The 23,644-nt window shown below is 70.1% G+C and carries 25 protein-coding genes and 3 tRNA genes; 21 read left to right on the forward strand and 7 right to left on the reverse strand.

Annotated features, from left to right (window positions below):
• Positions 1-13: 13 nt before the first annotated feature.
• The 4 genes from V6S02_RS12535 to V6S02_RS12550 all read right to left on the reverse strand — a co-directional run bounded on the left by V6S02_RS12535 (position 14) and on the right by V6S02_RS12550 (position 889).
• Complete coding sequence (locus V6S02_RS12535; RefSeq protein WP_124292191.1) at positions 14-364, reverse strand: hypothetical protein; 351 nt, start codon at positions 362-364, stop codon at positions 14-16.
• A 198-nt stretch (positions 365-562) separates the two neighbouring features.
• A tRNA-Phe gene (locus V6S02_RS12540) sits at positions 563-635 on the reverse strand.
• A gap of 80 nt (positions 636-715) precedes the next feature.
• Positions 716-789, reverse strand: a tRNA-Asp gene (locus tag V6S02_RS12545).
• A gap of 27 nt (positions 790-816) precedes the next feature.
• Positions 817-889, reverse strand: a tRNA-Glu gene (locus tag V6S02_RS12550).
• A 268-nt stretch (positions 890-1,157) separates the two neighbouring features.
• On the opposite strand from V6S02_RS12550, the gene V6S02_RS12555 reads away from it, so the two are divergent.
• Complete coding sequence (locus V6S02_RS12555) at positions 1,158-2,564, forward strand: peptidoglycan DD-metalloendopeptidase family protein (RefSeq protein WP_336401662.1); 1,407 nt, start codon at positions 1,158-1,160, stop codon at positions 2,562-2,564.
• 53 nt (positions 2,565-2,617) lie between these two features.
• Here the strand turns inward: V6S02_RS12555 and ppa are convergent, their stop codons facing one another.
• Positions 2,618-3,154, reverse strand: coding sequence for an inorganic diphosphatase (ppa, locus tag V6S02_RS12560; RefSeq protein WP_124292192.1), 537 nt, complete (start codon positions 3,152-3,154; stop codon positions 2,618-2,620).
• 62 nt (positions 3,155-3,216) lie between these two features.
• On the reverse strand, positions 3,217-3,411 hold the full coding sequence (locus V6S02_RS12565) for a hypothetical protein (protein WP_124292193.1): 195 nt from the start codon (positions 3,409-3,411) through the stop codon (positions 3,217-3,219).
• A gap of 69 nt (positions 3,412-3,480) precedes the next feature.
• On the opposite strand from V6S02_RS12565, the gene tilS reads away from it, so the two are divergent.
• Together tilS and hpt are read left to right on the forward strand one after the other, a co-directional pair.
• Positions 3,481-4,473 (forward strand): tRNA lysidine(34) synthetase TilS, encoded by a 993-nt coding sequence (tilS, locus tag V6S02_RS12570; RefSeq protein WP_336401114.1) that lies wholly within the window; start codon positions 3,481-3,483, stop codon positions 4,471-4,473.
• Between the two features lie 56 nt (positions 4,474-4,529).
• Entirely contained in the window at positions 4,530-5,081 is a 552-nt protein-coding gene (hpt, locus tag V6S02_RS12575; protein ID WP_336401115.1) for a hypoxanthine phosphoribosyltransferase, read from the forward strand.
• Between the two features lie 4 nt (positions 5,082-5,085).
• On the opposite strand, the gene V6S02_RS12580 is transcribed toward hpt, so the two are convergent.
• On the reverse strand, positions 5,086-5,760 hold the full coding sequence (locus tag V6S02_RS12580; RefSeq protein WP_336401116.1) for an HD domain-containing protein: 675 nt from the start codon (positions 5,758-5,760) through the stop codon (positions 5,086-5,088).
• Between the two features lie 76 nt (positions 5,761-5,836).
• On the opposite strand from V6S02_RS12580, the gene V6S02_RS12585 reads away from it, so the two are divergent.
• From V6S02_RS12585 to V6S02_RS12670, 18 genes are all read left to right on the forward strand, one after another.
• Complete coding sequence (locus V6S02_RS12585) at positions 5,837-6,646, forward strand: IclR family transcriptional regulator (protein ID WP_336401117.1); 810 nt, start codon at positions 5,837-5,839, stop codon at positions 6,644-6,646.
• Positions 6,647-6,772: 126 nt separating this feature from the next.
• A complete protein-coding gene (locus tag V6S02_RS12590) occupies positions 6,773-8,053 on the forward strand; it encodes a cytochrome P450 (protein ID WP_336401118.1) in 1,281 nt (426 codons plus the stop codon).
• Positions 8,050-9,129, forward strand: a complete 1,080-nt coding sequence (locus V6S02_RS12595) for a PEP/pyruvate-binding domain-containing protein (protein WP_336401119.1) — start codon at positions 8,050-8,052, stop codon at positions 9,127-9,129. Before V6S02_RS12590 ends, V6S02_RS12595 begins: the two co-directional genes overlap by 4 nt.
• 59 nt (positions 9,130-9,188) lie before the next feature.
• The gene (locus V6S02_RS12600; RefSeq protein WP_336401120.1) at positions 9,189-11,027 is read left to right on the forward strand and encodes a PEP-utilizing enzyme; all 1,839 of its coding nucleotides are present in this window, start codon (positions 9,189-9,191) and stop codon (positions 11,025-11,027) included.
• An 8-nt stretch (positions 11,028-11,035) separates the two neighbouring features.
• Complete coding sequence (locus tag V6S02_RS12605) at positions 11,036-11,794, forward strand: SDR family NAD(P)-dependent oxidoreductase (RefSeq protein ID WP_336401121.1); 759 nt, start codon at positions 11,036-11,038, stop codon at positions 11,792-11,794.
• A 9-nt stretch (positions 11,795-11,803) separates the two neighbouring features.
• Positions 11,804-12,124: a 2Fe-2S iron-sulfur cluster-binding protein gene (locus tag V6S02_RS12610; protein WP_336401122.1), complete on the forward strand. Its 321-nt coding sequence runs from the start codon at positions 11,804-11,806 to the stop codon at positions 12,122-12,124.
• A 9-nt stretch (positions 12,125-12,133) separates the two neighbouring features.
• Positions 12,134-13,420 carry an NAD(P)/FAD-dependent oxidoreductase gene (locus V6S02_RS12615; RefSeq protein WP_336401123.1) on the forward strand — a complete coding sequence of 429 codons (1,287 nt, stop codon included), beginning with the start codon at positions 12,134-12,136 and terminating at the stop codon, positions 13,418-13,420.
• A gap of 9 nt (positions 13,421-13,429) precedes the next feature.
• Positions 13,430-14,074 carry an HD domain-containing protein gene (locus V6S02_RS12620; RefSeq protein ID WP_336401124.1) on the forward strand — a complete coding sequence of 215 codons (645 nt, stop codon included), beginning with the start codon at positions 13,430-13,432 and terminating at the stop codon, positions 14,072-14,074.
• Positions 14,071-15,582 (forward strand): aldehyde dehydrogenase family protein, encoded by a 1,512-nt coding sequence (locus V6S02_RS12625; RefSeq protein WP_336401125.1) that lies wholly within the window; start codon positions 14,071-14,073, stop codon positions 15,580-15,582. Before V6S02_RS12620 ends, V6S02_RS12625 begins: the two co-directional genes overlap by 4 nt.
• Before the next feature lie 135 nt (positions 15,583-15,717).
• Positions 15,718-17,721, forward strand: a complete 2,004-nt coding sequence (gene ftsH, locus V6S02_RS12630; protein ID WP_336401126.1) for an ATP-dependent zinc metalloprotease FtsH — start codon at positions 15,718-15,720, stop codon at positions 17,719-17,721.
• 9 nt (positions 17,722-17,730) lie between these two features.
• Entirely contained in the window at positions 17,731-18,321 is a 591-nt protein-coding gene (gene folE, locus V6S02_RS12635; protein WP_124292197.1) for a GTP cyclohydrolase I, read from the forward strand.
• The gene (gene folP, locus V6S02_RS12640; RefSeq protein ID WP_336401127.1) at positions 18,318-19,175 is read left to right on the forward strand and encodes a dihydropteroate synthase; all 858 of its coding nucleotides are present in this window, start codon (positions 18,318-18,320) and stop codon (positions 19,173-19,175) included. The genes folE and folP overlap by 4 nt, the downstream gene beginning before the upstream one ends.
• Entirely contained in the window at positions 19,151-19,552 is a 402-nt protein-coding gene (gene folB, locus V6S02_RS12645; RefSeq protein ID WP_336401128.1) for a dihydroneopterin aldolase, read from the forward strand. Before folP ends, folB begins: the two co-directional genes overlap by 25 nt.
• A complete protein-coding gene (folK, locus tag V6S02_RS12650; protein ID WP_336401129.1) occupies positions 19,533-20,066 on the forward strand; it encodes a 2-amino-4-hydroxy-6-hydroxymethyldihydropteridine diphosphokinase in 534 nt (177 codons plus the stop codon). The genes folB and folK overlap by 20 nt, the downstream gene beginning before the upstream one ends.
• On the forward strand, positions 20,063-20,551 hold the full coding sequence (locus tag V6S02_RS12655) for a DUF3180 domain-containing protein (protein WP_124292201.1): 489 nt from the start codon (positions 20,063-20,065) through the stop codon (positions 20,549-20,551). The genes folK and V6S02_RS12655 overlap by 4 nt, the downstream gene beginning before the upstream one ends.
• Positions 20,499-21,182: a PH domain-containing protein gene (locus tag V6S02_RS12660; protein WP_124292202.1), complete on the forward strand. Its 684-nt coding sequence runs from the start codon at positions 20,499-20,501 to the stop codon at positions 21,180-21,182. The genes V6S02_RS12655 and V6S02_RS12660 overlap by 53 nt, the downstream gene beginning before the upstream one ends.
• Positions 21,179-22,843, forward strand: a complete 1,665-nt coding sequence (locus tag V6S02_RS12665; RefSeq protein WP_336401130.1) for a PH domain-containing protein — start codon at positions 21,179-21,181, stop codon at positions 22,841-22,843. The genes V6S02_RS12660 and V6S02_RS12665 overlap by 4 nt, the downstream gene beginning before the upstream one ends.
• Positions 22,840-23,541 carry a Rossmann-like and DUF2520 domain-containing protein gene (locus V6S02_RS12670; protein WP_336401131.1) on the forward strand — a complete coding sequence of 234 codons (702 nt, stop codon included), beginning with the start codon at positions 22,840-22,842 and terminating at the stop codon, positions 23,539-23,541. The genes V6S02_RS12665 and V6S02_RS12670 overlap by 4 nt, the downstream gene beginning before the upstream one ends.
• Positions 23,542-23,644: the final 103 nt, after the last annotated feature.

The raw sequence follows: 23,644 nt of genomic DNA on the forward strand, positions 1-23,644 counted from the left end.
ACCGGGGGTCCGGCTAGGGCTGGTCGCCCTCGATGTATTCCGCCGACTTGCGCTCGAGAAACCGGCAGAGTCGCGCGACGTAGGTGAGATCCTCGGCGAGGGCGCTGACCTGTTCGGGAGGCATCGACACCGGAGTGTCGCGCGGTTCGAAGCTCACCAGCCAGCGGGTCGAGCCGGGTTGCTCGGGTCGGATCGCGGTCGTCGTGGAGAGTCGCTCGAACTTCACCCCGACGAGGCCGGTGTCCGCTCCGTCCGCCCCGTCCTGCGGGATCACGCGCACTGTGCCCGCGAAGCCGGCGTGGTCGCCGGAGGCGAGGAACTCCTCCAACCATGCCTGGAGGGTGGCGGCGTTGCGGAAGGGCATGAGGAAACCGTTCGGGTTGAGGACGCGTCACCTGGATTATGCGTCATCACAAGCGCTGGTGTCGCAGAAATCTGTCGACGTCGCAGCGGAGCGCCGGACTTCTGCGACATCCGTGCGGTTCTGCGACCGAACGTCCACCGTGGCCCGTCAGGGAGAATGAAGAAACCCCCGTGCGTAGAAGCCACACGAGGGTCCCAGTGGCTCCGACGGGCGTCGATCCCGTGACCTCACGATTTTCAGTCGTGCGCTCTACCAACTGAGCTACAGAGCCGCGCGGCATCCGTATCGCGAACGACGCGATGCCACGTCCTAGACGAAGGGCCCTCTCGAAAGAAGGCCCGCCGCTTGGAGCGACCCTGACGGGACTTGAACCCGCGACCTCCGCCGTGACAGGGCGGCACGCTAACCAACTGCGCTACAGGGCCATGCTTATTCAATTGTGCCTTACGGAGTGACCCCAACGGGATTCGAACCCGTGCTACCGCCGTGAAAGGGCGGCGTCCTAGGCCGCTAAACGATGGGGCCGGATGAACGAACCCGGAGGCTCACTCGCCGACGCCCAAGCATACGCAATCCCCGGCGCTTGCGCCAATCGAGCTCTCCGATGCGGTGTCGGCCCGCGCGTCGCACGCGTGAGAGGCGGGGTTCACGACGACACTGGGCCTGACGGTCGCACCGGAATCGACGAGCACGATTCCGGTGATCATCGTTGCGATTGTGACTGATGTTGCTAGTGTGATGCACGTCTACTTCTGCCTGTGTGCGAAGGAGAGGGCCTGTGGACTCCGACGCGATGCATGACGACTGCGGCTGCGCGCCCACGGCGCGTGAGAAGGCGCTGCTCTGGCCCGACCTCAGCCGCCGCGGCCTTCTCGGTCTCGGCATCGTCGGTCTCGCCGCGGCGAGCGCGTTGGCGGGTCCGACCCTCGCTCCCGCCTTCGCCGTCGACTACCCGTCGTGGGACGACGTCGAGCGCGCCAAGCAGAACGAGGGCGCGAAGGCCGCCGAGATCACCCGCATCGAGGGGCTCATCGCCGGTCTTGCTGCAGATGTCGCCGCCAAGCAGGCAGAAGCGGTGCGGGCGGGCGACGAGTACTACGAGGCGCAGCAGGCCTTCTTCGAGGCCGCGTACCGCGCCGATGAGCTGCAGCGGCAGGCGGACGAGCAGGCCGAAAAGGCCACGGATGCCGCCAACAAGGCCGGACGCGTGGCTGCCGAGCTCTACCGGAACGGCGGCGACGACACCTCGCTCGAGCTGTTCTTCGCCGGTTCCGCCGCCACGGCCGATGATCTGCTCGCCAAGCTCGGCACGATGGACAAGCTCGTCGAGCGCAACCGCGGGGTCTACGCCGAAGCGATCACCGCCCGCGATTCGGCGCAGAGCCTGAGCGACCAGGCCGCCGTTCAGCGCGCCGAGCGCGACCGCCTGCAGAAGGAGGCGGAGCAGAAGATGGTCGCCGCCCAGGAGGCGGCCGCCGCGGCTGAGGCGGCCCTCGCCGCGCAGCAGACGCACCGCGTCGAGCTCGAGGCCCAGCTCGCGGCCCTTCGTGACACGACCGCCAAGACGATCGCCGACTACCAGGCCGGCGTCGAGGCCCGTCGCAAGGCCGAAGAAGAGCGCAAGCGCCGCGAAGAGGAAGAAGCCCGCGCCCGCGCGGCCGAGGCCGCCCGCCTCGCTGAGGAGGAGCGCAAGCGTCGCGAAGCCCAGCAGAACAGCGGTGGTGGCGGCGGTGGAGGCGGCGGCGGCGGCGGTGGCGGCGGCGGAGGGAACGGCGGCGGCGTCGTCGGAACCGGCTGGGCTCGTCCGTCGTCGGGATGGCGGTCCTCGGGCTACGGGGCGCGTGCGCCCCAGTGCGGCCCGCAGGGCTGCGCAAGTTCATTCCACTACGGTGTCGACCTTGCCGCCGGATGTGGAGCGGGCATCTTCGCCGCATCCGCCGGACGCGTCACGTACTCCGGCTGGAACGGCGGCTACGGCAACTTCATCCGCATCGACCACGGCGGCGGCATCGCCACCGGATACGCCCATCTGAGTTCGATCTACGTCGGCTACGGCCAGTGGGTCAACGCCGGCCAGCTCATCGGCGCTGAGGGCAACACCGGGCGATCGTTCGGCTGCCACCTCCACTTCGAGTGCTATGTCAACGGTGCCACGGTGAACCCCATCTATTTCATGGCAGATCGCGGTATCGGCGTCTGAATCAAGAAGAGCGGATGCCGTGGCATCCGCTCTTCTCGTCATCCCGCGGGCGATCAGTCCAGCGTGTTCGGCGACTCGCCCTCACCCTGGGTGCGGGTCTCGCCCTCGTGCTCTTCGAAGCGCACGAAGGCCTCACTCACCAGGCGCTCGGCCTCGGCGGCATTCGCCCACTGGTCGACCTTGACCCACTTGTTCGGCTCGAGGTCCTTGTAGTGCTCGAAGAAGTGCCCGATCTCGTTCTTGGTGTACTCGGGGATGTCGTCGACGTCCTGGATGTGCGCCCAGCGCGGGTCTTTCGCGAGCACCGCGACGACCTTGTCGTCGCCGCCGGCCTCATCGACCATCTTCAGCACGCCGACGGGGCGGACCTTCGCGAGGATGCCGGGCATGAGGTCCTGGTCGAGCAGCACCAGCACGTCGAGCGGGTCGCCGTCTTCGCCGAGGGTGTTCTCGAAGAACCCGTAGTTGGTCGGGTACCCCATCGGGGTGAAGAGGATGCGGTCGAGGAAGACCCGTCCGGTGCCGTGGTCGACCTCGTACTTGATCTTGCTGTTGCGCGGGATCTCGATGACGGCGTCGTATGCGCCCATGCCTGTGCTCCTTCAGAACGGTGGGTGGCCGGCGACCAGCCTAGCCGGGGCACCCTCTGCGCTCAGGATCGTCGCAGCTGCACGATCGAGACCACGGCGATCGCGAGGCCGGCGATGATCATGACCCACCCGAGCACCGGTCCGCCGTTGGTGAGGAGCGCGGCGACGCCGACGATGGCGAAGAGCAGCGAGACGACGAGGCCAATGATCATGTACAGCCGGTAACGGGTTCGACCCATCTCGGATTCGGATTCCATGGCCACAACGTAGAGCCCCGCGTGCGCGCTGTCGACGGTCGCCACGCCGTCGATGGGTAGCGTGGAGGCGTGACGCTGCGACCCTCGCTCGACCCGGCGGTGGCCGCGGTGCGGCTCGCCGTACGCAGAAGCCTCGAGGTGGTGACCGACGGTCATTCTGTGATCATCGGTCTCTCCGGCGGCGCCGACTCGCTCGCCCTCACCGCTGCGACGGTCTTCGAGGCCGCACGGCGCGGGATCAGGGTGGTCGCGATCACGGTCGACCACGGTCTCCAGCAGGGGTCGGAGGATGCCGCGGATGCGGCCCGACGCGCCGCGGAGGCCTCGGGTGCCACGGCCCGGGTGGTGCGGGTGGAGGTGGGGGCCACCGGCGGGCCGGAGGCCGCGGCGCGCGATGCGCGCTACGCGGCGCTCCGGGCGGCCGCTCGCGAGGAGGCCGCCACGGCGATCCTCATCGGCCACACCCTCGACGACCAGGCTGAGACGGTGCTGCTCGGGCTCGCCCGCGGCTCGGGCGCGGCGAGCCTGCAGGGCATGGCCGCGGCATCCGATCTCGAGGGCGTGCCTCTCCTCAGGCCGCTGTTGGGTGTGCGGCGCGAGACCACCCGGGCCGCGTGCGGGGCGCTCGGGTTGGTGCCGTGGGACGACCCGCACAACGCCGATCCGCGCTTCGCGCGCGTGCGGGTGCGGGAGCGGGTGCTGCCGGTGCTCGAGGCCGAGCTCGGCCCGGGTATCGCCGAGGCGCTCGCGCGCACCGCCGAACAGCTGCGCGAGGACGCGGAGGCCTTCGACGAGATGATCGACGAGACGATCGAAGACATCGTCGAGCACGCCGAGGCCGGCATCGCGGTGTCGGTCGCTGCGCTCGCCGCCAACCCACCGGCGCTCCGGCACCGCATCATCCGCCACGTCGTGGCCGCCGAGTTCGGTGCGAGCCTCACCCGCGTGCAGACGCTCGAGGTCGCGCGCCTGGTCACCGACTGGTCGGGGCAGGGACCCATCGACCTCCCCGCGTGCCGCGCCGCGCGCGTCGGTGGTCGCGTGGTCTTCACCGCACGCTGACCGAGCAGTCCTCCCGCCGCTCGGGCGTTCACACGCGGCGACGTAAGCTGGAGGGCATGCGCGCGGCTGACATCGAAGGCGACATCACCCGGGTTCTCGTCACCGAGGAGGAGATCCGCACCAAGCTCGATGAGATCGCGGCGCAGGTCGCCGCGGATTATGCGGGCAAAGACGTGGTCCTCGTCGGGGTGCTCAAGGGCGCGATCATGGTGATGGCGGACTTCTCCCGTGCTCTGCCGGTGTCGTACCCGATGGACTGGATGGCGGTGTCGTCCTATGGCGCCGGAACCCGCTCGAGCGGTGTGGTGCAGATCCGGAAGGACCTCGACACCGACCTGCACGACAAGCACGTGCTGATCGTCGAGGACATCATCGATTCCGGCCTCACGCTCCGCTGGCTGCTGGACAACTTCGCCTCCCGCGGGGTCGCCTCCGTCGAGGTCTTCGCGCTCTTCCGCAAACCGGATGCCGCGAGGGTGCACGTGGACTGCAAGTACGTCGGATTCGACATCCCGAACGACTTCGTCATCGGGTATGGGCTCGACTTCGCTGAGAAGTATCGCAACCTGCGCGACGTCGCGGTGCTCGCGCCGCACGTCTACGCCTGACGCGCTACGCCAGACCCTGGCGCTGGGGCGCGAGGTCCATCGACGCCACGGCGATGAGCGCGCCGGCCATCGCCCGCCCGGCATCGGTGTGAAGTCTCGACTCGACGCGGCTCGCGCAGAGCCGCAGAGCCTCGTCGCGGTCGAGGTCGAACCAGCCGCAGACGACGGTCAGTCCGTGCGGGGTCACCCGCCAGATCTTGTCGGCGTCCTTGACGATGGCGTCCTCGATCGACAGTGCCTCCGGCCGGGAATCGTGTCCGTCGATGATGTCGGTCACGCGCCCGACGACGGTCTCGGGCCGACGGAGACCGCTCAGCGCCTCCCGCGCGATGCGCGCACCCTCGATCTCGTGATGCCGCACCAGGTCGGGCCGACCGCCGCCGGGCGCGATCGCCTCGAGGATCTCGTCATCGGGGACGGTCGACCATCCGGTGTCGTGGAGCAGGATGGCGGGGCGGACGATCGACGGGTCGGCCTCGGGAAGTCGTCGCAGCAGCGCCCGGGCGATCGCGTAGGCGTACAGCGAGTGCGAGTCGTTGTTGCGAACCCGCAGGTGCGGCGCGGCGCGCGTCCACACCTCGTCGTCCTCCGGGGGGAGGGTCACGAGACCCCGCACCTCCTTCGCGTCGGGGAGGTGACCACGGATGTCTCGGCCGAAGCGCGTGCTCGAACCTGGCATGCGCCGAGGGTCTCACCGAGAGGCGTCCCGCGGAACTAAGCTTCCACTGATCGGAAACGGATGCAGGGAGGCAGCCGTGGCGGGACGAGTCTCGACGCCGGGGCAGACGGTGACCGGCCGCGTGCTGTCGATCCTCGCGGTCTTCGAGAAGAGCCTCGCGCCCCGGAGCCTCAGTGAGATCAGCGCCGAGACGGGGCTTCCGCTCAGCACGACCCACCGCCTCCTCGCCGAACTCGAGGCGTGGGAGGCGTTGCAGCGGGATGATCAGGGCCGCTATCAGATCGGCATCCGGCTGTGGGAGCTCGGACAGCACGCCGGCCGCCAAGTGCGCGACATCGCGCGGCCCCTTCTGCAGGACCTCTACAGCCTGACCCAGGAGACCGTTCACATCGCCATCCGCGAGAACACCGACGCCCTGTACATCGATCGTGTCTACGGCACGCGGCGAGTGCCGCAGGCATCCCGGGTGGGAGGGCGCCTCCCCCTGCACGCGACGGCGGTGGGCAAGGTGCTCCTGGCCTTCGAGGAGTCGTGGGTGCGCGACGCCGTGCTCGCTCAACCGCTCGAGAGCCGTACCAGTCAGACGCACGTCGACCCCGACGCGCTGCGGGCGGAGCTGACGACGATCCGCGAGCGCGGTTTCGCACTCGCCCTGAATGAGGCACGCCTGGGAGCGTCATCGATCGCCGTCCCGATCTTCCAGCGGGAGGGTGGCATCGGCGCCGCCCTGGGGCTGGTGGCGCCGGCGGAGGATGCCGGCGCGCTCGAACGCCACCTGCCGGCGATGCGAGGAATCTCCCGCCGCATCGAGGCGAGCGTCGGCCCCTTCCCGCTTCGCACCCTCCGTCCCTCGGCGCGGGTGAGCGGCAGCGGCCCGCCGAGCTGAGGCGGTGAAGTCGCTTCCATCCAGTGGAAGATCCGGCGCGGGCTCGCGGCATCCGGGGTTTGAATGATCCCAGTTCCGGTGCCTGATGACGAAGCCGTCACGGCACCCGCTGACGAAGGAGTGGGCATGGGTCCGACGCCGACCGAACTGACCGAGAGCGACGCCGCATCGACGGCGGTCGGCTGCCCGGTCGATCACCACGGGTACCAGCCCTTCGAGATGGATGATCCGTTCGACGCGTATGCGCGACTGCGCCGAGACGAGCCGGTCATGTACGACGAGCGCATCGGCTACTGGGTCGTGTCGCGATGGGCGGACGTCCGCGCCGTGTTCGAGGACTGGGAGACCTTCTCGAGCGAGAATGCACAGGCGCCGGTGCGACAGCGCGGTCCGGCGGCGACGAGGATCATGAAGGATGGCGGGTTCACCGCCTACTCGGGGCTGTCGGCGCGTATCCCGCCCGATCACACCCGCATCCGCGCCATCGCACAGCGGGCCTTCACCCCGCGCCGCTTCAAGGCCCTCGAGCCGACCATCCGCGAGAACACCCGAACTGCCCTCCGCGCGATGCTCGCCTCGGCCGATCACACCGGTGACTTCCTCCGCGACGTCGCCTACGACATCCCGACCGTCACGATCCTGACGCTGCTCGGCGTCGACCCCTCGATGGTGCCGACGTACAAGAGGTGGTCCGATTCGCGGGCGGCGATGACCTGGGGCGACCTCGACGACGACGAGCAGGTGCCGCACGCGCACAACCTCGTCGAGTACTGGCAGGAGTGTCAGCGTCTCGTCGCCGAGGCCCACGAGAAGGGCGGCGATCACCTCATCGCCGACCTCGTCGAGGCGCAGGGCGCCGGGGCCGAGATCACCGACCACGAGATCGCATCGCTGTGCTACAGCCTGCTCTTCGCCGGTCACGAGACCACCACGACGCTCATCGCGAACTCGGTCCGCGTGCTGCTGTCGCACCGCGAGGCGTGGGAGCGCATCGTCGCCGACCCGACCGCCATCCCGGGGGCCATCGACGAGGTGCTCCGCTACAGCGGATCGATCGTCGCCTGGCGGCGTCGTGCGCTGGCCGATGCGGAGATCGGGGGTGTGGCCGTTCCGAAGGGAGCCGACATCCTGCTGCTCATGGGATCGGCCAACCGCGACGAGGCCGTCTTCGCCCACCCCGACCAGTTCGACATCACCCGCGACGACGCCCGAAACCACCTGTCGTTCGGATTCGGCATCCACTACTGCCTGGGCAACATGCTCGCCAAGCTCCAGGACCGCATCGTTCTGGAGGAGACCGTGGCCGCGGTCCCGAGTCTGCGCCTGGCCGGCACGGAGCCGATCCGCTTCCGCGAGAACCTCTCGTTCCGCGTCCCCACGTCCGTTCCCGTCACCTGGGAGGCATGACCATGACCGAGAGCCTCTTCATCCGCTTCTTCGACGAGCCCGGACCTGCTGAGCTCGAGGTGCTCGGCGGCAAGTGCGCATCTCTCGTCGCCCTGACGTCGGCGGGGATGCCGGTTCCCCCCGGCTTCGCCGTCACGACCGATGCCTACACCGCGTTCGTCGAGTCGTCCGGTGTCGCCGATGACATCCACCGTCTCCTCGCGTCGATCGACGCTGACGACGTCGCGAGCATCGACGCCGCCTCGGCCCAGATCCGTGACGAGATCCTGCGGCGCCCGATTCCGGAGCCCATCCGGGAGGAGTTCACCGCAGCCTATGCGCGGCTGCAGGCGCGCTTCTCGGCCGAGGCGCCGGTGGCTGTGCGCTCTTCGGCGACGGCCGAGGATCTCCCCGACGCGAGCTTCGCCGGCCAGCAGGACACCTACCTGTGGCTCCGGGGCCTCGACGAGGTCGCCGAGCACGTCCGCCGGTGCTGGGCGTCGCTCTACACCAGTCGCGCCATCGTCTACCGGCTCCGCAACGGCATCCCCAACGAGGGACTGTCGATGGCTGTCGCCGTGCAGAAGATGGTGGACGCCAAGGTGGCCGGCGTCGCCATGACCGTCGATCCCTCCAACGGGGATCGGTCCACGATCGTGATCGATGCGGCATGGGGCCTCGGCGAGCTCGTCGTCTCGGGTCAGGTGACCCCCGACAACCTGCACGTCGACAAGGTCATGTTGACGATCACCGCTGAGCAGCTCGGCGACAAGCACATCGAGCTCGTCCCCGATGCCGCAGCTCGCGGCATCGCCGAGCGGGAGGTCGAGGAGGAGCGTCGCGGAGTGCGGTGCCTCACCGACGGAGAGGTCGCGGCGATCGCGGCGATCGCCAAGCGTGCCGAGAAGCACTTCGGTGCTCCGCAGGACATCGAGTGGGCGATCGACCGCACGCTGCCTGACGGCGAGAACCTCCTCCTCCTGCAGTCGCGCCCCGAAACGGTCTGGTCGGCCAAGCGTTCCGACACCGCCCCCACGACCTCGGGGTTCGGCATCCAGAGCATCACCCAGTCCCTTCTCACCCAGATCGGGCGCTGACCGGCGACCGATCCCCCACCCGAACGCAGAACCCGACATCGCCCACGAAAGGCATCGACATGTCACAGACGACCACTGTCAGCGCGCCCGCGCGCACGTCATTCCCCAGCCCCTACGAGCAGGACGCACCCGCCGGTGCCGAGGGGTGGAAGGACCTCTACGCCTACAACCTCGTCTTCCAGGACAACCGTCGCGAGATCGAGGAGCGCAAGTTCTGGTTCTGCGACAGCCAGCACTGGCCCACCGTCACGAAGCCCTTCGAGACGATCGGCTTCGAGTTCGCCGTCGGCTGTCTCGGTCAGTACAACTCGCGCCAGCTCCTCATCCCCACGGCGAACGGCATCGAGTACCGCATCCACAACGGCTACGTGTTCATGTCACCGGTGGCTGTGGACCCCGAGCACATCGAGGCGCGGGTGCCGCAGTTCATGCAGCGTGCGGGCCATTACTTCCAGAACTGGGAGTCGCTGCTGCAGAACTGGCACGGGAAGCTGAAGGACACGATCGCCGAGCTCGAGAGCATCGAGTTCACCGCGCTCCCCGAGGCCATCGCCCTCGACGATGTGCTCGCCGGCAAAGGCACCGGACCGGCGACCGACCTCCTCGGCGATTACGACCGTCTCATCGCGCTGGCCTATCGCGCCTGGCAGTACCACTTCGAATTCCTCAACCTCGGGTACGTCGCCTACCTCGATCTGTTCATGTTCTGCAAAGAGGTCTTCCCGCGCATTCCCGATCAGGCGATCGCGACGATGGTGCAGGGCGTCGACATGGAGCTCTTCCGCCCCGACGACGAACTGAAGAAGCTCGCCAAGATCGCCGTCCGCGACGGTCTGGTCGATCTCTTCGAAGACACGTCCGACGCCGAGGCGACGCTCGCCGCGATCTCCGCGCACCCCTCGGGCGCGGCCTGGACCGGGGCGTGGCGCGACGCGCAGGACCCGTGGTTCAACTTCACCACCGGCAACGGCTTCTACGCGCACGACGAGTACTGGCGGGATGTGCCCGCCATTCCCCTCGGCTTCATCAGGGGCTACATCGACCGGCTCCAGGCCGGGCACGACATCGACCGCCATGTGGCCGATCTGGTCGCCGAGCGCGACCGCATCACGGAGGAGTACGCCGAGCTGCTGTCGGGCGACGTCCTCGAGACCTTCCGGGGCAAGCTCGGTCTCGCCCGCACCGTCTATCCGTACGTGGAGAACCACAACTTCTACATCGAGCACTGGACGATGGGCGTGTTCTGGCGCAAGGCCCGGCAGCTGTCGCGCGTGCTGCACGAGCAGGGGTTCTGGCCGCAGACGAACGACATGTTCTACCTGCGCCGCGATGAGGTGCGCGAGGCGCTCTTCGACTACGTGAACGCATGGATGGTCGGGGCTCCGGCGATCGGCCCCGATTACTGGCCGGCCGAGGTCGAGCGGCGCCGCGGCATCGTCGACGCCCTGTCGACCGCGCGTCCGCAGCCGGCGCTGAACACCCCGCCCGAGGTGATCACCGAGCCCTTCACCCTCATGCTCTGGGGCATCACCGACGATCAGATCCAGAACTGGCTCGGCACGGGCGACGTGCCCGACGGCACGCTCAAGGGCATGCCGGCCTCGCCGGGGACGGCGGAGGGCCCCGCCCGGGTCATCTCCAGCGCCGATCAGCTCTCCGAGGTGCAGGAGGGCGAGATCCTCGTCGCGCCGGTCACTGCACCGAGCTGGGGTCCGATCTTCGGCAAGATCCGCGCGACCGTCACCGACATCGGCGGCATGATGAGCCACGCCGCCATCGTCTGCCGCGAATACGGCATGCCCGCCGTCACCGGGACGGGCACCGCCTCCAGCGAGATCCGCACCGGGCAGCGGCTGCGTGTCGACGGCAACTCCGGCACCGTCACCATCCTGGACTGAGGCGCGTCATGGCACAGAGCACCGAGGGGGCGCCCCGCACCGTCATCGTCACCGGAGCGGCCGGAGGGCTCGGGCGTGCTTTCGCCGACGCTTTCGCCCGCCGGGGCGACCTCGTGGTGCTCGCCGACATCGATGAGGACGGCGCCTGCCGGGCAGCCCAGGCCCTCGTCGCGGAGGGATACCGCGCCGTCGGGCGCGGAGTGGATGTGACGGATGCCGCGTCTGCGCGTGCCCTCGCGGCTGCGGCCGTGGCCGAAGGCGGCGGAATAGACGTCGTCGTCAACAACGCCGCGGTCTACGCCGGCATCACGCGCTCGCCCTTCGAGGACATCGCCGAGGCGGAGTGGGACCGTGTCATGAACGTCAACCTGAAGGGTCCGTGGCAGGTCACCCGCGCGGCATCCCCCCACCTGACGGAGGGGGCGCGGGTGGTGAACATCGCCTCCGCGACCGTCTTCAGCGGCTCGGCGCAGTGGGCGCACTACGTCGCGAGCAAGGCGGGCGTCATCGGCCTCACCCGCGTCATGGCGAAGGAGCTCGGCGCGCGGGGCGTGACGGTGAACGCCGTCGCACCCGGATTCACCCTCACCGAGGCCAGCCACGCCCTCATCGACGACGCGGAGAGCTACGGCGTGGACCGCGGGTCGATCCGGCGAGCCATCGCCCCCGACGACATCGTCGGCGCCGTGCTGTTCCTCGCCGGACCCGACTCCGGCTTCGTCACCGGCCAGACGCTCGTCGTCGACGGTGGCCGTCAGTTCATCTAAGGAGAAGAAATGAGCACTGTCGTCTACACCGCCGACGACGGCACCACCACGACCATCGAGGGTCGCCCCGGTGACTCGGTCATGGAGACCGCGGTCCGAAACGGCGTCCCCGGCATCGTGGGGGAATGCGGCGGCAGCCTCTCGTGCGCCACCTGCCACGTGTTCGTCGCCCCCGAGACCGTCGACCTGGTCGGCGGACCCGGTGACCTCGAGGACGAGATGCTCGACGGCACGGCCGTCGACAGGCGGGAGAACTCCCGCCTGTCGTGCCAGATCAAGCTCCAGGACGGGTGCGAGTACCACGTCACCACGCCGAGCGAGCAGCTGTAGAGGCGCCTGATGGAGACCACACTCATCGTCGGCGCCTGCCAGGCCGGTGTTCAGCTCGCCGCCACGTTGCGCGACCTCGGCGACAGCGGGGCGATCGTCACGGTCGGTGAGGAGGCGCACCGTCCCTACCAGCGGCCGCCGCTGTCGAAGGGATGGCTCAAGGGCGAACTCGAGCCCGACGACGTGATCCTGCGCACCCGCTCCTGGTTCGACGATCGCGACATCCAGCTGATCGCCGGCGACAGGGTCGTGACGATCCATCGGGATGACACCGGCGCGGGCGTCGCCCACACCCTCGGCGGTCGGCGCATCCCCTTCACCCGCCTCGCGCTCACGACCGGCGCCTCGGTTCGTCGCCTCGCCCTTCCTGGCACCGACTACCGGGGCGTGCACTACCTCCGCGACGCCGACGATGCGATCGCCCTCGGTCCCGCGCTCGCCGAGCCGTCCGCCGAGCGGGTGGTCGTGATCGGCGGAGGCTTCATCGGGCTCGAGGCGGCCGCCGCTGCCCGCCAGCTCGGAAAGCACGTGACGCTCGTGGAAGGGACCGGCCGACTGATCGGCCGCGTTGTCGCCGAACCGACGAGCGCGTTCTATCTCGCCGCGCACCGACGCCGGGGAACCGAGATCGTGCTGGGCGCGCGCCTCGCACGCATCCTCGGCGTGGACGCCTCCGCCGCCGGACGCCGCGGATCGGTCACGGGGGTCGAGCTCGACGACGGCCGGATCATCCCCGCCGACCTCGTCGTCATCGGGATCGGCGTCCTGCCGCGCGTCGAGCTGGCGGTGCAGCTCGGCCTCGAGGTCGACGGCGGAATCGTGGTGGATGCGTCGTGCCTCGCGTCGGACGGACGCACGGTCGCCGCCGGCGACTGCGCCGTCATGCCGAACCCGTATCCCGGGGGGCTGGGCGGCAGAGTGCGCATCGAGAGCGTCAACAACGCGCTCGAGCAGGCCAGGGTCGCCGCCGCGACACTGCTGGGGGAGGCCGCCACCTATTCGACCGTGCCCTGGTTCTGGTCCGATCAGGCAGACCTCAAGCTCCAGATCGCGGGGCTCTCCGCGGGGTACGACGCCGTCGTCGTGCGCGGTGACCCCGACACCGAGCGTTTTACCGTGCTGTACTACCGCGGCGACCGGCTCATCGCCGCCGACTGCGTCAACCAGCCCGCCGAGTTCCTCGCGATCAAACAGGCCCTCGCGAAGGGCCAGACCATCCCGCCCGAGGCCGCCGCCGACACGAGCGCGCGCCTGAAGCAATCCTTCGTCGACGCCCCCGTGGCCGTCGCATCCTGAGGTGAGGCCATGACCCTGCAGACCACCCACCCCGTCGACACGTCGCCCATCCACGCCGATGAACGAGACGGCGATCTCGACCCCGTCTGGCGGGCGGTCGTCGCCGAGTCCCGCACGCGGGCGAACGACATCCACCTGCCGATCTCGTTCGCGTTCGCCGAGCGGCTGTGCGACGCCTACCCCGACGCCGACGCACTCCTCGTGCGGGTGGCGATCCTGCTCCACGACACCGGCTGGGCGCGCGTGGACGAGCGACGCATCCTCGACGAGGGGTTCTCGGGCGACTGGCGGCGGGCCGATGTGCGCTACGAGCACGAGCGGCACGGCTGCGACATCGCGCGCGAGGTTCTCCCGCCGCTCGGCTACGACGCCGACTTCGTCGACCGGGTGACGGCGATCATCGACGGACACGACACCCGGCCCGTGGCCCACTCGCTCGAGGACAGCCTCGTGCGAGACGCCGATCGCCTGTGGCGGTTCACCCCCGCCGGGATCGCTCTCGCCTCCGGCTGGTTCCGGCTCACGCCCGCTGAGTACTGCCGGCGGCTGCGCGCGGAGATCATCCCCGAGCTGCTGACCGAGGCAGCCGTGCTGATGGCCGAGGCGGAGCTCGCCCGATCGGAGATCCTGCTCAAGACGGAGCAGCTCGCATGACCCTCGCCGCCACCGTCTCCGGTCTCCGCGACGCGCATCGGGCCGCCGCGGCATCCCTTCCGTACACCAAGGTCGAGTCCTTCCGGATCGGAGGGGAGGATGTCGCGGTGCGACGCCGCTCGTCGGCGGTGATCGACCCCGCCACCGGCGAGCAGTGGGGGGCGGTGCCGGTCGCCGAGCCCGCCGACGTCGACGCCGCCGTCTCTGCGGCGCGCGCCGCGCTCGCCGGGTGGGCCGCGACGCCGCCCGCCGCCCGCGCGGCGGCACTGGTACGGATGGCCGAGGCCGTCGAACACCGGGCCGACGTGCTGGGTCTGACCAACACGCTCGAAAACGGTACGCCCGTGTCCGAGAGCTCGGGCGCGGCCGCGAACGCCGCATCGATCCTCCGGGTGTTCGCCTCCCTCGTCGATCACCTCGAGCGTCCCGACGTCCGCCCGTTCCCCGACGGTGATAGGGAGACGCTCGTCGCGCGTGATCCCATCGGTGTCTGCGCCCTCATCGCACCGTGGAACTTCCCGATCAACCTCGTCGTCATCAAGCTCGCGCCGGCCTTGCTCGCGGGGTGCGCGGTCGTCATCAAGCCCGCCAGCCCGACGCCGCTCTCGGTGCGGTTCCTCCTCGACGCGGCCGCCGAGGCGGGGATCCCGGCCGGCGTGATCAACCTGGTGACCGGCGATGGGGCGACCGGCGACGCGCTCGTGCGGCATCCGGGGGTCGACAAGGTCGCCTTCACCGGGTCCACACCCGTCGGTCGCCGCATCGCCTCCGCCTGCGGGGAGCTGCTGCGCCCGGTGACCCTCGAGCTCGGCGGGAAGTCGTCGGCGCTCGTTCTTCCCGACGCCGACCTCGACCTGATGTCGGCCGGACTCATCCGCAGCTGCCTGCGGAACACCGGCCAGACCTGCTACATCTCCACCCGCATCATCGCCACCCCCGAGCGGTACGACGAGGTGGTGGACATGGTCGCCGCCACCGTGGTCGCTGCGCCGGTCGGAGACCCGCTCGACCCCGCGACGGTGTTCGGCCCGGTCGCGACGGCGTCGCAGCGCGACAGCGTCGTGGGGCACATCCGTGCGGGGCTCCGAGAGGGTGCGCGAGCGGTCGTGGGCGGGGATGTCGCGGCACCGGTCGACGGTGGCTTCTTCGTCGCGCCGACGGTGTTCGCCGACGTTCGACCGCATCACGCGATCGCGCAGGAGGAGATCTTCGGACCCGTCATCACGCTCATCCCGGCCCGCGACGTCGACGATGCGATCGCGATCGCGAACGGCACGCGCTTCGGGCTCGGGGGCATCGTGTTCGGTCGCGACGAGGATGCCGCGTTCGAGGTCGCCCGCCGCATCGACACCGGCTCGGTCGGCATCAACTTCTTCGCCTCGAACCACTTCGCGCCCTTCGGTGGACGCCACGACTCGGGTCTGGGGGTCGAGTACGGGATCGAGGGCCTGGAGGCCTACCTCGTTCCGCAGTCCGTCCACCGTGCCCGACCGCGGGCCCGGCCCTGAGATCGGGCATCGATTCCGCCCACGACGAACGCACAGGCCGGGCATAGAGAGCCCGCGATACCCTGAATCCACCGTTGCCGCGGCTCCCGTCACGCCCACGGCTCGTCGAGGAAGGGATCGGGCCCCGCCCGCACCATGAACCTGAAGATCACCCGGAATCCCCTGTTCTACATCGTGCTGATCGGGATCTTCCTGATCGTGGGCTTCTCGCTGATCTCGAGCCTGGGCGGTGCGAAGCAGATCTCCACGCAGGAGGGTCTGGAGCTCCTCGACGGCGGCACGGTGACCGAGGTCCTCAACACCGACGGCGACCAGCGCGTCGACCTCACCCTCGCCGAGCCCTACGAGGGTGCGACCGAGGTGCAGTTCTACTACGTCCAGGCCCGCGCCGAAGAGGTCGTGAACGCCATCAACGCCGCCGACCCCGAGGACGGCTTCAACGACTCGGTGCCGCAGCCGTCGTGGTTCGACGGATTCCTGTCGCTCATGATCCCGCTGCTGCTGCTGGGTCTGCTGTTCTGGTTCCTGCTCTCCAGCGCCCAGGGTGGCGGCAGCAAGGTCATGCAGTTCGGCAAGTCGCGCGCGAAGCTCGTGACCAAGGAGATGCCGCAGGTCACCTTCGTCGACGTCGCCGGTGCCGATGAGGCCATCGAGGAGATGCAGGAGATCAAGGACTTCCTCAAGGACCCCGCCAAGTTCCAGGCGGTCGGTGCGCGCATCCCGAAGGGCGTGCTGCTGTACGGCCCTCCCGGGACGGGCAAGACGCTGCTGGCCCGCGCCGTGGCGGGTGAGGCGGGCGTCCCCTTCTACTCGATCTCGGGCTCGGACTTCGTCGAGATGTTCGTCGGCGTCGGCGCCAGCCGCGTGCGCGACCTGTTCAACCAGGCCAAGGAGAACGCTCCCGCGATCATCTTCATCGACGAGATCGACGCCGTCGGCCGCCACCGTGGCGCCGGCATGGGCGGCGGTCACGACGAGCGCGAGCAGACCCTGAACCAGATGCTGGTGGAGATGGACGGCTTCGACCCGAAGGCGAACGTCATCGTCATCGCGGCGACGAACCGTCCCGACATCCTCGACCCGGCACTTCTGCGACCCGGCCGCTTCGACCGCCAGATCGGCGTCGACGCGCCCGACCTCAAGGGCCGCCAGAAGATCCTGCAGGTGCACGGTCGCGGCAAGCCCCTCGCCGACAGCGTCGACCTCGAGGTCGTCGCCCGCAAGACCCCGGGCTTCACCGGCGCCGACCTCGCGAACGTGCTGAACGAAGCGGCGCTGCTGACCGCCCGCTCCAACGCCCAGCTGATCGACAACCGCGCGCTCGACGAGGCGATCGACCGTGTCATCGCCGGGCCGCAGCGGCGCACCCGTGTCATGCGCGACAAGGAGAAGCTGATCACCGCGTATCACGAGGGCGGGCACGCTCTGGCTGCCGCGGCGATGAACCACACCGACCCGGTGACGAAGGTGACGATCCTGCCGCGCGGCAAGGCCCTCGGCTACACGATGGTGCTGCCCCTCGACGACAAGTACTCCGTCACCCGCAACGAGCTGCAGGACCAGCTCACCTACGCCATGGGCGGCCGCGTCGCCGAGGAGATCGTCTTCCACGACCCCACCACCGGCGCCTCGAACGACATCGAGAAGGCCACGAGCATCGCCCGCAAGATGGTGACCGAGTACGGGATGACCACGCAGGTCGGCCCGGTCAAGCTCGGCCAGTCCTCGGGTGAGGTGTTCATGGGCCGCGACATGGGTCACGGCCGCGACTTCAGCGAGCGCATCGCCGAGCGGGTCGACGCCGAGGTGCGCGCGCTCATCGAGCAGGCGCACAACGAGGCCTACGAGGTCATCAACGCCAATCGCGACGTCCTCGACAAGCTCGCCCTGGCGCTCCTCGAGAAGGAGACGCTGGACCACATCGAACTCGCCGAGATCTTCTCCGACATCAGCAAGCTCCCGCCACGTCCGCAGTGGCTTTCCAGCAGCGACCGGCCCGTGTCGACTCTTCCCCCAGTCGACGTGCCGAGACGCGCGGAGCCCGCGGGCGTGGCGGCTTCTGTCGAAGCGGACGAGCCTGCCGCCGAGAAGGCGCCGCGTCGCCGGCCGAGCGGACAGGCGCGCCCGGCGACCGCGTAGGCTCGGCCTGTGGCCGTTGACCGAGAGCGCGTCGCCGCGCTCGTGACCGAGCTTCTGTCCGCGATCGGGGAGGACCCCGATCGTCCGGGACTGAAGCTCACGCCGCAGCGCGTCGCCGACGCCTACACCGAGTTCTTCTCCGGCGTCGGGGCGGACCCCGCCGAGCCGCTCTCGCACACCATCTCGGTCAGTCGCGGTCCCGCGCCCGACACGCTGCCATCGGGCGCGGTGATGCTCCGCGACATCCACTTCCGCTCGGTCTGCGAGCACCACCTGCTGCTCTTCCGCGGCAAAGCCCACATCGCCTACCTGCCGGGGGAGCAGGTGGTGGGTCTGGGTGCCCTGCCGAAGGTCGTCGACGTGCTCGCCTCGCGCCCGCAGGTGCAGGAACGACTGGGCGAGCAGATCGCCGACACCATCTGGGACGCGCTCGACACCCGCGGCGTGCTCGTCGTGCTCGAGGCGACCCACGGGTGCGTCACCTTCCGGGGAGAGCGTCAGCGGGATGCCTCCACGGTGACGATCGCCGCGCGTGGCGAATTCACCGACCCGATCTCGCGGACCGAGCTGATGCTGCTCATGGGGGCACCGCGCGAATGACCGTCGTCATGGGCATCGTCAACGTCACGCCCGACTCCTTCAGCGACGGCGGCCGCTACTTCGCGCAGGACGCCGCGATCGCGCGCGGCCGCGTCCTGCGTGCTGCCGGCGCCGACATCCTCGATATCGGCGGGGAGTCGACCCGTCCCGGTGCCGACCGGGTCGAGCCGCGTGTCGAGCAGGAGCGCGTGCTTCCCGTCATCCGGGCGCTGGCCGCCGAGGGCGCGACGGTGAGCATCGACACCATGAACGCCTCCACCGCCATCGCCGCCGTCGAGGCCGGGGCCGCGATCGTCAACGACGTCTCGGGCGGCCTCGCCGACCCGAAGATGCTCGCCGCCGTCGCCGGGTCGGGCGCCGAGGTCGTCATCGGTCACTGGCGGGGGCCCTCGAGCGACATGTACGCGCGGGCCGAGTACCGCGACGTCGTCCGCGAGGTCGTCACCGAGCTCGCGGCGCGTCTGGAGGCCGCGGCGGTCGCCGGCATCGCGCCGTCGCGCGTCATCCTCGATCCGGGCATCGGGTTCGGCAAACGCGGCGACCAGAACTGGGCGGTGCTGCGCGGGCTCTCCCGCATCCTCGGCATCGGCCCCCGGGTGCTCATCGGCACGAGCCGCAAGCGGTTCCTCGCCGAGACGCTCGTCTCCGGCGGCGCCGACCTGTCGTCGACCGCGACGCAGGGCGAGGCATCCGAAGATCGGCGCGACCTGGCCACGGCCGTCACGAGTGCGCTCGCCGCGCGTGAGGGGGTGTGGGGCGTGCGCGTGCACGACGTGCGCGCCACCCGCGACGCGCTGCTCATCGCCGAGGCGTGGGAGGGGGACCGCCGGTGGACGGCGACACGATCACGCTGACGGGCCTGCGGGTCTTCGGGTACCACGGCGTCTACGACGACGAGCGGCGCGACGGCCAGGACTTCGTCATCGACCTGACTCTGACGCTCGACACCCGCCCGGCGGCGGCCAGCGACGACGTCTCCGACACCGTGCACTACGGCGAGCTCGCCGAAGAGGTCGCCGCCATCGTCGCGGGCGACCCGGTGAACCTGCTCGAGACGCTCGCCGACCGCATCGCCCGCGCCGTGCTCGAGCGCCCGCTCGTCTCGGTCGCGCGTGTCACCGTTCACAAGCCGCAGGCCCCGATCCCGCTGACCTTCACCGATGTGTCGGTGACGATCACGCGCGCGCGGACCGAAACAGGAGGGCACCCCCATGAGTCGTCGACTGGCTGAGGGTCCGGAGACGGATGCGACGCCCCGGCGTCACGACGAGGCGGTCGCCGTCGTCGCGCTCGGATCGAACCTGGGTGATCGCGCCGCCATTCTCGACGCGGCGCTGACCGACCTCGCGCGGCTGCCGCTCGTCACCCATGTGAAGACCGCCACGCCCGTCGAGTCGGTGGCCCTGACACCGGAGGGACCGGACGCCGACGCCCCCGCCTACCTCAACTCGGTGGCACTGCTCACCACGCGCCTCGCACCGACCGTGCTGCTCGGCTACCTGCACGCCATCGAAGCGCGGCACGGTCGGGAGCGGGGGGTCCGCTGGGCCGACCGCACGCTCGACCTCGACCTCATCGCCTACGGCGAGGTGACCAGCGACGGTCCGGTGCTGATCCTCCCGCATCCGCGGGCGGCGGAGCGGGACTTCGTCCTCGAGCCCTGGCTGCAGGTCGACCCCGACGCGGTGCTTCCCGGGGCCGGCCGCGTCGCCGACATCCTCGCCCGCCTGCGGGAACCCTCGTGAGGCGCACGCGGCCGCTCGTCCTCGTCATCGTCGCCGTCCTCGGCGTCGCCGTCGGATTCGCGATCGACCAGGCACTCACCTCGGCGGGGCGAGCGACCTTCACCCCGGCGGTGTCCCTGCCGATCCTCCTGGTGCTGCTGGCTGCCGTGGTCGTGGCCCTCGCGGTGCCGATCCGCCGCGCCACGCGCGGGACCGCCGCACCGGTCGATCCCTTCCGCGCGCTTCGTATCGCGGTGCTGGCGAAGGCGTCGAGCCTGGTCGGGGCGATCGTGACGGGAATCGCGGGGGGCTTGGCTCTGTTCCTGCTCACCCGCCCCGTTCCGCCCTCGCTAGGCTCGTTGGGGGCCGTCATCGCGACGGCCCTGTGCGCGGTGCTGCTGGTGGTCGCGGGCCTGGTCGCAGAGCAGTTCTGCACGATCCGGAAGGATGACGATGACGAACAGCCCGGAGGCTCCGACCCCGGACTCCAACCCGGCGGACACTGAGCCGGCCGCCGTGGCCTTCGACGGAGCGCCGACCGCGCCGGCACCGCCGGCGACCGTGCCGCTCGGCGCCGACGAGGTCCGGCAGGACGACTTCGATCCCGGGGTGTTCGCCACCGGCACCTTCGATCGTGTCGTCGAGCCGCGTTCGGAGAACCGTCTCCCCCTCGGTGACGGCACCTGGTACCAGCTGGCGAAGGCCTACGTGCAGGTACAGCTGATCACGACCGGCTTCTTCTTCGCCCTGGTGCTCGTCGGCGGTCTCGTCGCGGTGTTCGCGTTCGACCTCCGCTGGTTGATGATCCCGGCCGGGATTCTGCTCGTGATCCTCGCCGCGGTTCTCATCGTCACTCCCCGCCAGGCGCGGTCGTACGGTTATCAGCTCCGCCGCGACGACCTCGTCTTCCGCCGGGGCATCCTGTGGCAGCGCATCGTGGCCGTCCCCTACGGCCGGATGCAGCTGGTGGACATCACCCACGGCCCCCTCGATCGCGGCTTCGGCATCGCTCAGCTGAAGATCGTCACCGCGGCCGCCGTGTCGGGGGTCACGCTGCCGGGTCTCACGCAGGAGGCCGCCGAGCAGCTGCGCGACACCCTCATCGACGTCGCCGAGACCCGCCGGACGGGACTGTGACCAGCGCTCCCGCGCCGACCCGGTCGCCGCTCAGCGACGGCGACTGGCACCGCCTGCATCCGCTCACGCCGCTTCTGCGGGGCGGGCTGACGCTCGTCATCATCGCGGGCATCCTCATCGCGAATTTCCGCGACCGCCTCATCCAGGGGGTCGTGCCGATCTTCGTCCCCGAGGTCGACCCGGGCGATTTCGAGACCGGTGATCCGCTGGACTTCATCTTCGAGCGCGGGCTCATCCTCGCCGCCCTCGGCGCGGTGATCGTGGTCGTCATCGTGCTGGTCGGCGTCTTCTACCTGTCGTGGCGGTTCCACACCTTCCGCATCACCGGGGACGATGTCGAGGTGCGCAGCGGTGTGCTGTTCCGCACGCAGCGGCGCGCGCCGCTGGATCGGGTGCAGGGGGTCAACCTGACGAGGCCCATGATCGCCCGGCTCATGGGCATGGCCAAGCTCGAGGTCGTCGGCGCGGGCACCGACGGCAACGTCAAGCTCGAGTACCTCTCCACCGCCAATGCCGAGGCGGTGCGGGCCGACATCCTCCGCCTCGCCTCGGGGCGCCGTCTGGCAGAGGCCCGCCAGGCGGCCGCGACGGCGGGTGGCGGTCGGGTGTCGGCAGCCGCGTCGACCGTCGCCGCCGGGCTGACCGAGATGATCGACGGGGCGGAGGATCCCGCCGACGAGCCCGAGTCGGTGGTGAAGATCCCCGTGGGGCGCCTCATCGCGTCGCACCTCCTCGACGGTTCGCTCCTGTTCCTGATCGTCCTCGTCGCGGCGATCGTGGTGGCCTCGATCCTCGGGACGCCGTGGCTGCTGCTGACCGCCATCCCGGCGCTGCTCGGTTTCGGGGCGTACTGGGTGCGCACCATCACGAGGTCGCTGCGGTACTCGATCGCCCCCACCTCGAGCGGTGTGCGCATCACCTTCGGCCTGTTCACCACCGTCACCGAGACGCTGCCGCCCGGCCGCATCCACGCCCTCGAGATCAGCCAGCCGATTCTGTGGCGGCTGGCCGGATGGTGGGCGATCACGGTCAATCGGCTGTCCGGACGAGGTCTGGAAGCCGCGGGGACCGATCAGTTCGCCACCGTCCTCCCCGTGGGCAACCGCGCCGACGTCGAGCGCGTCCTGCAGCTGCTGCTGCCGCACCTGCCGCGCGAGGAATGGCCGCTGGTGTTCCAGCACGGGGTGCTCGGGCCGGAGGAGGGCGACCCCTACGTGACCACGCCGCGCCGCGCCGGGTGGCTTCGGCCCACCAGTTGGCGGCGCAACGGCGCCTTCCTCACGCCCGACGTGCTGTTCGTGCGCCGCGGGTTCGTCTGGCGCAAGCTCGCGCTCTTCCCGCTCGCGCGCATGCAGAGCCTCGCCATCGCGCAGGGACCCGTCGACCGTGCGGTCGGTGTCGCCAATCTGCAGGTGCACACCGTCATCGGCCGCGTGAGCGGGTCGCTCGGCATCATCGATCGGGATGACGCGGTGTCGCTGTTCGAGCGCACCGAAGCCGCGGCGATCGCGGCGGCGGCGTCCGACCGCAGCCACCGGTGGGCAGGGGACGAACCGTTCGATGAGGTCACGGCGACCTCCGGAGTCGCCGCCGCGCCGCCGGAGGGACGCGGACCGGTCGAAGCGACCGACTCGCGCCGCACCGAAGAGGTGTCGCCGTGAGACGTGACGGACGACTCGGCGTGGGCATCATCGGGGCGGGCCGGGTCGGCCCGGTGGTGGGCGCCGCCCTCCGCGGCGCCGGTCACGCCATCGTCGGCATCACCGCCGGCTCCGACCGCGACCGCGTCGACGCGGTACTGCCCGATGTGCCCGTGCTCGACCCGGTCGAGATCATCGCGGGGAGCGACCTGGTCGTGGTCGCCGTTCCGCGTGCGGAGCTTCCGGGCCTCGTCGCGGGCCTCGCCGCACTGGACGCCTGGCGGCCGGGCCAGCTGGTGATGCACACCGACGCCTCCTACGGCATCGAGGTGCTCCAGCCCGCCACGGTGCGCGGCGCCATCCCGTTGGCGATCCATCCCGCGATCGCCTTCACCGGGTCATCCATCGATCTGCGGCAGTTGACCCACGCCTACGCGGCGGTCACAGCGCCGGCGCCCGTGCTCCCGATCGCCCAGGCGCTGGCGGTGGAGCTCGGCTGCGAACCGGTCGAGGTGGCCGAAGATCAGCGGTCGACGTACGCCGAAGCGATCTCGACCGCGACGGAGTTCTCGCGCTCGATCATCGCCCAGGCGGCGGGTCTGCTCTCCCGCGCCGGGGTCGACGATCCCGGGCGCTACCTGTCGAGCCTCGTGCACACCACGATCGATCACGCCCTGACGCGCGCCGACGCCCCGGCGATCGATCCGCCCGCGGTCTGACCCCACCCCCCGCAACGCGAGAGTGCACTCCCCACGCGCGAGGGTGCACCCCCTACGCGTGGGGGTGCACTCGCCACGCGTGGGGGGTGCACTCGCCACGCGT

This window comes from Microbacterium sp. CCNWLW134 (genome assembly GCF_037083565.1).
Classification (GTDB): domain Bacteria; phylum Actinomycetota; class Actinomycetes; order Actinomycetales; family Microbacteriaceae; genus Microbacterium.